The organism is Streptomyces sp. NPDC006879 (assembly GCF_042869595.1).
Taxonomy (GTDB): domain Bacteria; phylum Actinomycetota; class Actinomycetes; order Streptomycetales; family Streptomycetaceae; genus Streptomyces.
The window spans coordinates 1-7,635 of record NZ_JBIAGC010000080.1; the positions used below are offsets into that span (position 1 = coordinate 1).

The 7,635-nt window shown below is 67.9% G+C and carries 6 protein-coding genes and 1 pseudogene; 2 read left to right on the top strand and 5 right to left on the bottom strand.

The window, feature by feature from the left end:
* Positions 1 to 223: 223 nt before the first annotated feature.
* Positions 224 to 1,168 (bottom strand): nucleoside hydrolase, encoded by a 945-nt coding sequence (locus ACFYMC_RS29230; protein WP_388531020.1) that lies wholly within the window; start codon positions 1,166 to 1,168, stop codon positions 224 to 226.
* Positions 1,169 to 1,284: 116 nt separating this feature from the next.
* Here ACFYMC_RS29230 and ACFYMC_RS29235 point away from each other — a divergent pair.
* Positions 1,285 to 1,407, top strand: a pseudogene (locus ACFYMC_RS29235) (IS110 family transposase); the annotation flags it as partial.
* Between the two features lie 29 nt (positions 1,408 to 1,436).
* Here ACFYMC_RS29235 and ACFYMC_RS29240 read toward each other — a convergent pair.
* The 3 genes from ACFYMC_RS29240 to ACFYMC_RS29250 all read right to left on the bottom strand — a co-directional run bounded on the left by ACFYMC_RS29240 (position 1,437) and on the right by ACFYMC_RS29250 (position 4,477).
* Complete coding sequence (locus tag ACFYMC_RS29240; protein ID WP_388531023.1) at positions 1,437 to 1,730, bottom strand: hypothetical protein; 294 nt, start codon at positions 1,728 to 1,730, stop codon at positions 1,437 to 1,439.
* 178 nt (positions 1,731 to 1,908) lie between these two features.
* Positions 1,909 to 2,424, bottom strand: coding sequence for an RICIN domain-containing protein (locus ACFYMC_RS29245; RefSeq protein WP_388531026.1), 516 nt, complete (start codon positions 2,422 to 2,424; stop codon positions 1,909 to 1,911).
* Between the two features lie 205 nt (positions 2,425 to 2,629).
* Positions 2,630 to 4,477, bottom strand: coding sequence for a VanW family protein (locus tag ACFYMC_RS29250; RefSeq protein ID WP_388531030.1), 1,848 nt, complete (start codon positions 4,475 to 4,477; stop codon positions 2,630 to 2,632).
* 419 nt (positions 4,478 to 4,896) lie between these two features.
* Between ACFYMC_RS29250 and ACFYMC_RS29255 the strand changes: the two genes are divergently transcribed.
* The gene (locus tag ACFYMC_RS29255) at positions 4,897 to 6,261 is read left to right on the top strand and encodes an FAD-dependent oxidoreductase (protein WP_388531033.1); all 1,365 of its coding nucleotides are present in this window, start codon (positions 4,897 to 4,899) and stop codon (positions 6,259 to 6,261) included.
* 485 nt (positions 6,262 to 6,746) lie between these two features.
* On the opposite strand, the gene ACFYMC_RS29260 is transcribed toward ACFYMC_RS29255, so the two are convergent.
* Complete coding sequence (locus tag ACFYMC_RS29260) at positions 6,747 to 7,391, bottom strand: hypothetical protein (protein ID WP_388531036.1); 645 nt, start codon at positions 7,389 to 7,391, stop codon at positions 6,747 to 6,749.
* Between the last annotated feature and the right edge of the window lie 244 nt (positions 7,392 to 7,635).

The window sequence follows — 7,635 nt, forward strand, 5'->3', positions numbered from 1 at the left end:
ACCCACCACCACCCCCCTCCTCCTCCTCAACCTCCCCACCTAAAACCCCCACCCCACCGGGGCGGTGCCGGGTCGGGAGTTGAGAGCGGTCGGGGGCCGGCCCGTCCGACTGGCCTGCCCCCGACCGGGGTACGAGGTCCCCGGTGCATCGCCACCGGGGCGGTGTTGTGCCGCGCTGGCCCTCGTGGGAGGGCGCTCAGGGAGGTTCCGTGCCTGCGAGGGTTCAGCCGCGTGCGCTGCCGAGCGCCCGCACTGCCCCGACCAACCTGTCCCAGAACCGTTCGGTGTCCAGTTCCAGCGCGACCTGCGCGTTCAACGGGCGGTCCAGGTACCGGTGGATGTCCACCACGGTGGCTCCCCGGGTGTACTGACCGCGTAGTTCCACGCTGACGTTGGCCCGGGTGCAGCGCACGATCCCAGGGTCGATGACACGGGCGACCGCGACCGGATCGTGCACGGGAGGGTGGGAAAATCCCCACAGTCGACGGTAGGCCGAGGCGTAGGAGGTGAGCATCTGCACGCACACCTGGGCCAGTTCGGTGTCGAGGCCTTCGAGCCTGGCCAGGACGTCGGGTGTGGCCAGCGCCTGATGGGTCACGTTCAGGCCGCACATCGTGACCGGGACCCCGCTGCGGAAGACGAGGTCCGCGGCCTCGGGGTCGACGAAGATGTTGAACTCGGCGGCCGGAGTCCGGTTCCCCCGTGTCGTAGAGCCCCCCATCAGAACGATCTCGCGGATGCGCGCGGCGTCCTGCGGATAGCGCGTCAGCAGAAGCGCGATGTTGGTCAGGGGCGCCGTCGGGACCAAAGTGACCGGCTCTGGGTGGTCGTTGAGGACGCGGTGGATGAGGTCCACCGCATGCTCCGTGACGGTGTGCACTGTCGGCTCGGGGAATCTCGGCCCGTCCAGTCCCGATTCCCCGTGCACGTCCTCGGCCACGACGAGGGGCTGGAGCAGGGGGCGGTCACATCCGGCCGCGATCGGTACTGCGTCGATGCCTGCGAGCGTGCAGACCCGCCTTGCGTTCAGCGTGGTCTTCGCCAGCGTTTGGTTCCCTGCGACCGTGGTGATGGCGAGCAGGTCCACGGCGGGGTCGCCGGCGGCCAGCAGGATGGCGAGTGCGTCGTCGTGGCCGGGGTCGCAGTCGATGATGATCGGGACAGCCACGGCCACTCCTGGGGCTCACAAGTCATGTGGATCAGGCGAGCGTCCGGCGCCCGCACCGTGTGCGTGGCCACCCGGTGGGAGGTGGCCTGTCTTGACGGCGTACTACGACCGAAATGAGGAAGGAGGGCAGGAGACACAAGCAAGCCGTCCTCGCCCTCGCCCGCCGACGCGTTAACGTCCTGTGGGCCGTGATGCGCGACCACACACCCTCTCCGACCGCCCCAGTCCCTTCCTCAGCCGCTCGACGAGTGGGTGACCGCTCGTGGCCTCAGACCAGGATGAGTGGCTTCTTCAGCAGGTCCACGTTTTTGAGGACATCGATGCTCTGAGCGTCAGTGACGATCTGCTGTGCGGAGTTCTGACCGTTCTGCGCGTGGCTGACAGATCCTCCGGTGTTCCCGTTGTTCACGCCGCTGTTCTGACTGGCAAGGTCAATCGCCCCGAGTTGGTGCCCGACGAGGGCACCAGGGGTGGGTTCGGCCAGTGCAGGGCTGGCTGCGGCGAGGGAGGCGATCGCAGTAGCGGCGGCGACAGCCAGCGTTCCGCTGAAGATCTTGTTCATACCCGGGCAACGAGATAGGTGACCCGTGGACACGAGCACGGCCCAGACGGCTTGGCTTCGAGATGGGGATGTCGCCGCCCGGGGGCCCATGGCGGTTCGCCCGCCGACGCTGCGCCGGAGCACGGGACAGCCGTGCCCCGGCGGAACGCGTCGTGGTCGGGCGCGCTGCGCCCGTTGCTCAGACGAGGGTGAAGCGCTGGTTGAACGTGCCGGTGCAGGTGCCTTGGACGATCAGGGCTTCACTCGCGATACTCCGGCCCCTGACCTCAAGGCACTTGTCGGCGAAGGTCCGCAGCTGGAACTGTCCGTGAGCCAGCTCCTCCAGTCGGAAGCGCTGGTTGTACATGCCGTGGCAGGTGTACTGGATGATGCGGCCGTCGTTGAGGATGCTGCGGTCCTTCACGTCCAGGCACTTGTCGGCGAAGGTCTGGATCTGCACCTCCGAGCCCGTCAGGTGCTGGAGGAGGAACCTCTGGTTGTCCCGCCCGGTGCAGTTCGACTGGACGAGGAGGGCGTCGTTGGCCTTGCTGGCGCCGGTCACGTCGAAGCACTTGTCGGCGAAGGTCTGGATCTGACCGAGTTGCCGTGCGGCAGCGGCTCCGGCGGGGTTGATGCCTGGTGCGGCGAGGGTGGCTGTGGCCGTGAGGGTCAGGACGGCCAGGACGCGCTGGCGTGACGAGACAGCGGTACGCATCAATGCTCCTCTTTTCGGATAAACGGGACACGCTGTGTCCTGCGGAGCGTAGCGATCGCCGGCGCCCAGCCGGGCTCAGCACGCGGGTGTTCCGCAATCAGGCCCCGATCAGCCGTCCGAACAGTGGCCCGAGCAGAGGGCGCGGACCCGGTTGGCGGGCGGCCGTACGGCCGCCCGCCCGTGTCGAGACCGCGTGCCGGCCCCCTCAGTCCAGCCGCGGGCCGTTCGTAGGCACCTTCTCCGCCGTGCCCTGCGGCGGCAGCGAGGCGTTGCTCTCCGGCTCCTCTGCGCAGACGACCTCGTCTCGCGGGGTGTAGTGCGTCTTGAAGTTCTCGCGCTTGAGCTCGCGGCCGTCGTTGACGAACACGCGCCCGACCGTGACGTCGAACCCCTCCAAGGGGCTCTGCACCTCGCAGGTGGGTCCACTGAGGGTGCGTGTCGAGGGCTGCTTGATGTTGGTGCGCGGCCCCTTGGTGGCGCGAATCTCGTCGTACTTCTTAGTCCCCAGGAACGTGATGGTCACCGACGTGTCCGTCGACTGCGCCTGGACGTAGATGGCGTGGCCCGAGTCGTTGAGCCACCGCAGGTCGAGGCTGCCCCAGGCGACCGTCGCCTCCCTGCCCTCGGGGTAGCGCTCGATGTAGAAGGAGTGCGCGGCGTACTCGACGGGCTTGACCCCGGCGAAGAACATCGCGTTGTACATGGTGGTGGCGACCGCGGAGACGCCCCCTCCGGGAGACTTCACGTATCGGCCGTCGTTGATCATGATTCCGTCGACGAAGCCGTTCTCCTTCGTCCGCTCGCCCACGGTGCGGTTGAAGCTCCACTCCTCGCCCGGGAGCACCACCGAACCGTTGATGAGTTCCACTGCGCGGCTGATGTTGGTGATGCGGTAAGGGGCGGCAGGGAACTCGACCGTGAAGGAGGAGACCTTCTCGTTGATGCCCAGCTTGGCCGCGGAGGCCTTCGTCAGCTTCGGCTGGACCACCGTGGTGTCGACTTCGCCGGTCCGCGCGGCGGCTCCGGAACGGGTCAACAGCGGCAGGACGGCCTTGCCGAGCGCCTTGTCCGTGATGTGGCGGCCCACCGTCGCGTCCCTGGCCACAACGGCTCGACCGTCCTGGCCGACCCGGAACTCGGCGTCCTTGGGTGTTCGGGCGGCTTCCCGTACGGGTCTGGCGACGGCGGGGTCCTTGTAGAGCCCCTTGGCGTCGAGAGCGGGTTCCAGCCGCCCCTGGGCGTCGGCCTTCATGGTGAGATGGCGGCCGATCACCGTCGGGCTGAGGGTGAGCCGCTCACCGGCAAGGTCGAGGGTGATCGGTGCGGACATCGCCGGCCGTGCGAACTCCCGCATGGCGCGCGCGGTTTCCTGAGCACCGGTGAGCGGCGCGGTCCGGCGGACGGGGAGCTCCACCGGCGTCCTCGGTGCGGCCTTGCCGCTCGAAGCGCCGGATGCCGTGGAACGCCCCGCGGCCAGGGCGCGTGCGTAGGCCGCCCGTACGGTCTCCAGGGCCTGGTCGCTGACGAGGGTGACACCGGTGACCGGGGTGACGGGGTTGGCCCTGCCGCCCTCGAAGGATATGGCTCCCTCGCGCACCTGCTGCCGGGTGGCGGAGCCGATCCGGTCCAGTTCGGCCTTCCCGCGGTTGGTGTCCAGCCGTACGACCGGCTGCACGTCCCTGTCCTGCGCGGCGAAGAGACGGCCGAACACGGAGCCCGGCCCCGAACCTGTGCCACCGGCTCGTTCGACCGTCGCCTTGGCGTCCAGAGACAGGCCCAGGTCGTCCGGCGCGGTCCTCACCAGCTGCTCGGCTATCTTCAGCTCGACCGGAGCGTTGGCGACGGGGCCGAGCTCGCGTTCCAGGGTCCGCTGGGCGGCAGCCGGGCTCAGGCCCCCGATGTCGACGCCGCTGACCCGGGTGCCCGGGGCGATGTCGTCCCCGGTCACCAGGAGGCCGGTGACGTAGAGACCACCGAGCCCGAGTACGACGGCCCCGCCCGCCACGGGCAGGGCGACCCGCCAGTTGCCCGCGATGCTGCGTGCACGTCCCATGTCTCTCCCTGTGCTGCCGTTGGGGTCGGACTGCCGGATCACCCGCCGTGGGCGGTCCGTGCGAGGGCGCGGACGGCTGGGCGGTGGGCAAGAGTCCGTCCTCTATCGTTCATCAAAACGGACTAAATCGCACAAACATGTGCTTGTTCTCACGCGTGGAGCGGTCCGCACGGGGTCCTGTTGCCGGCTCCGTGAGGGGGTGGACCGTGTGGACTCGACTCGTGGAGGTGCGGAGGTGGGGAGGGTGTCGGCGGTGCCGGTCGATTCGGACTGTGCGCGACTGACTCAAAGTGACACTTTGACTTCCCATAAGACGGGTTTATGAGGTCATAAACGGGGGGTGGGTGCCAAGTAAGGATTGCCTCAGCTTAGGGTTCCTCGTAGATCAAGCACTTTTGTCGCTCGAAGGGAAACCTGTCATGCCTCGCCCCCTGCGGGTAGCCATCGTCGGTGCCGGTCCCGCCGGGATCTACGCCGCCGACGCGCTGCTGAAGTCCGAGGCCGCCACCAGCGAGCCTGGCGTGTCCATCGACATCTTCGAGCGGATGCCGGCGCCCTTCGGTCTGATCCGATACGGCGTCGCCCCTGACCACCCCCGGATCAAGGGCATCATCACCGCGCTCCACCAGGTCTTGGACAAGCCTCAGGTCCGCCTCTTCGGTAACGTCGACTACCCCGGCGACATCACCCTCGACGAACTCCACTCCTTCTACGACGCGGTCATCTTCTCCACCGGCGCCAACGCCGACCGCGCCCTTGCCATCCCAGGCATCGAACTCGATGGCTCCTACGGAGCCGCGGACTTCGTCTCCTGGTACGACGGTCACCCGGACGTGCCCCGCACCTGGCCGCTGGAGGCGGAGAAGGTGGCCGTCCTCGGAGTCGGAAACGTCGCACTGGACGTAGCCCGCATCCTCGCCAAGACCGCCGACGAGCTGCTGCCTACGGAGATCCCGGCGAACGTCTACGAGGGACTCAAGGCCAACAGGGCCCTTGAGGTGCACGTCTTCGGACGTCGCGGTCCGGCCCAGGCCAAGTTCAGCCCGATGGAACTACGCGAACTCGACCACTCTGCCAACATCGAAGTCATCGTGGACCCCGAGGACATCGACTACGACGAAGGTTCGATCACCACGCGCCGTTCCAACAAGCAGGCGGACATGGTCGCCAAGACGCTGGAGAACTGGGCGATCCGGGACGTGGGTGAGCGACCGCACAAGTTGTTCCTGCACTTCTTCGAGTCCCCAGTGGAGGTGCTCGGTGAGGACGGCAAGGTCGTCGGCCTGCGCACCGAGCGCACGCGCCTGGACGGTACCGGCAACGTGGAGGGCACCGGCGAGTTCCATGACTGGGACGTGCGGGCCATCTACCGTGCCGTGGGCTACCTGTCGGACGAACTCCCCAAGCTCCCTTGGGACATGGCGTCCGGGACGGTCCCGGACGAGGGCGGCCGAGTACTCGAAGCCGGTGCTCACCTGGCGTCGACCTACGTGACCGGGTGGATCCGTCGTGGTCCGATCGGCCTGATCGGACACACCAAGGGTGACGCCAACGAGACGGTTGCGAACCTGCTCGCCGACCACGCCGAGGGCCGTCTACGCACCCCCTCCGCGCCCGAACCTCAGGCGGTGGAAGCCTTCCTCGCCGACCAGGGTGTCCGCTACACCACCTGGGAGGGCTGGTACCGGCTCGATGCCGCCGAGAAGGCGCTGGGTGAACTCCAGGGCCGCGAACGCGTGAAGATCGTGGAGCGCGAGGAGATGCTGGACGCCAGCGGAGCCTGAGGTCCAGGTGCGGGCCGTCGTCGGACCCCTGTGTCGGACGACGGCCCGCACTCTGCCGTGAGCGAGACCAGCCGCCCTTGACGGTCCAGGAACCGGGACGGCGGCACCTGCGGGGAATAGCGGTGAGCCACGGTCATGGCGGTCGGGTTGAGGGGCCTACCCGCCGTCGGTTCGTCGGTCGGTGGATCTCGCCAACCGACGGCAGTGGGCCATGAGCGGTTCCTGTCCCGCAGCGCTGACGTCAGCGCCACGGGGCATGTCGTGGAAGCGGCCAAGGGCGCTCCCGTAGTCCCCGGCGGGCGTACGACGAATGCTGCGGCGCCTCACCGCGTCGTCAGACCACACGGATGCGCCCGGCATGAGGATGCTGCTTCCGCGATAGGGGGGTAACCCGTCTGACGCCGCGCACTGATTCCACCACGGGCTACGGGAGCGCCCTCAGCGCGGGAGCGAACTCGGCGCCAGCCGTCCGTCGTGCACGGCTGTCATCGGCAGGCGCCCTCCGGTGACTTCTCAGCCTGGGAGGCGCCGGCCGACGGGCCCGACTGGTCTGCGGCGGTGTAGAAGACCGAACTGCCCTGCTTGGTGCGCTGGGCCCGATTCCTCGCCACGAGACTCTCCAAGGTGATGCGCACGACCTTGGTCTTCACTCCACGTTCGGGGTGGGCCTGGTCGAGGGCCAAGGAGATCTCCGCCGCGGATCGCGGTTCGTTCTGCGATGTCAGGTGGTGGCGGATGAGCTCGACCAGGGTGGGACGCGAGGTCTTGGCGGGGGCGTCCGGCTCGGCGACGGTCTTGGCCTTCTTGTCCGTTGCGGCTGTGGCAGCGGTCCTGGGGGTGCGGCGCGCCTTCCCCTGTTGTGCGTTGGCGGACTGGCGGGGGGAGGGGAGCGCGGCGTTCTCGGAAGCGCCCGCGGGGTCCGTCGCCTCTGCTGTAGTGCCCTTGACACCGAGCGCCTGCTGCATGTTCTCCAGCACCGTGTGGTCGTGCTGCAGGGCGACCAACTGGTCTTGTAGAGAACTGATTTCCGCGCCGATACGTTCCTGCTCGTGGACGTTTCGCGCGAGGTCCTCGGCCACCTGGGCGATGTACTGCGAGGCGACAGTGGTGGGAGTCGCGTTCTCCGGCATGGTGTGCTGACCCTTCTTCGGTTTTGCGGCTACTACGGGTCCGAGGTCGACAGCCGGAGTCTGACCTCGGCAGTGCTGCGACCTGGACGCCACAACTACAGCAACGAGCCTTGCCCAAGGAATGGTACGGACAAGGAGACGTCGAGTTCTTGGACCTTGACCCCGGATTTTGGACACCGGAGACACTTGGATCTTGATGGTCCAGGAGAACGGAGTCCCCGTGGGGATGAAGCATTACCCGGCC